Raw genomic sequence first — 1,165 nt, 5'->3', positions numbered from 1 at the left:
CGAAGCCGTTGACTCAGGCTGCCAGGCATTCCGGGTTGTGCTCTTTTTCCTGACCGTGGTTTGACCAATAATCACTTGCTGAACACCGTGCTCCTTGTCAGGCAGGCCGAACAACAGTCTCTGTTGATAAGAATACCGGCCCCAGTAATCCATCCAGGCCACCTGGGTTGGGGTATAGCCGGGACGCAGCTTGAGGGCGATCAGTCGGGTGTCGGCCCGCAGCCGGCGAGCGCTTATTGGCACGGAACGCATGGCCTGCCTGAAATCCTGCCGGGTCCGGAAGATTGGGTTGCCGGAGGCTTTCCCGGGCCCCATCTGGCTGAGGTCCAGCGCCACCAGGGACAGGCGTTTCCGGTTGGCCAGGTATTCAGCCTTCGGGGTCTTGATGCGCCATGTCCGGGCATCGGGCTCCAACTGGTAGTCGCCTCGCAATTCGATGCCATCCGGCAAGGCGTAACGGCAGGGAATGGAGGGCAGGGCGGTGAACTCGCTGGGTATCCCGGTCAGCCGAACGGTGCCAGCCTTCCCACAAAAAGGATGGCCCCTGGCGTCCCGGTTGGGCTGGGGGAAAAACTGGAAGGCGTGCTTTCTGCGGGTTTTCGACAGGGCGAGCAGCTCGCCGTCGACATTGACCTTAATCTTGAACTGGTCGTCGGTTTTGGCCGCCAGCAGGGTGCCACTACCGTCCGGCAAGTACCAGAGATCCAGTGGTCCGAAAGCGCTTAACAGGGTGTGATTGGTGACCGGGGTTGTTGGGGTCAGTGGCACCAGCCCCACCGTTGCCGAGAACTGCTCCCGGGCCTGGCTCACCTTGATGCGCAACTGTTCCTTGAGCCCTCCGATGAACGCACGGGCACTGGCGGTGGTCCAGGCAGTGTCGTTATATTGCAGGGTGACGTTGGCGAAGACCGGGTTGACCAACTGGCCCAGGTCCAGGCTCGTCATCACCACGCCGGATTGAGGGGTGAACTGGCGCACACTCAGGGTATCGTTAGACTTGGCGACGGTCTGCCCGGTGGCCTTGACTTGCCAGTGCGCAAAGGGCCCTGACTCCACCGTCAGGTTTTCGCTGACCACCCGGGTTGTGTCCCAGGCCTTGTCCGGTATCCACAGTTGGTAGCCACCCGGGGTATCGGCCAGGAGGCTGGCGGAGTGCGCCTGCACC

1 protein-coding gene is annotated in these 1,165 nt (G+C 62.0%); it reads right to left on the bottom strand.

Annotation, left to right across the window (positions count from 1 at the left end):
* The coding region (locus tag KDK17_RS05620; protein ID WP_257287549.1) for a hypothetical protein at positions 1–945 on the bottom strand (945 nt) is incomplete at its 3' end.
* Between the last annotated feature and the right edge of the window lie 220 nt (positions 946–1,165).

Origin of the sequence: Endozoicomonas sp. SESOKO2, from assembly GCF_024606245.1 — a bacterium.
Classification (GTDB): domain Bacteria; phylum Pseudomonadota; class Gammaproteobacteria; order Pseudomonadales; family Endozoicomonadaceae; genus Endozoicomonas_A.
This window is presented reverse-complemented; position numbering and strand designations above follow the sequence as displayed.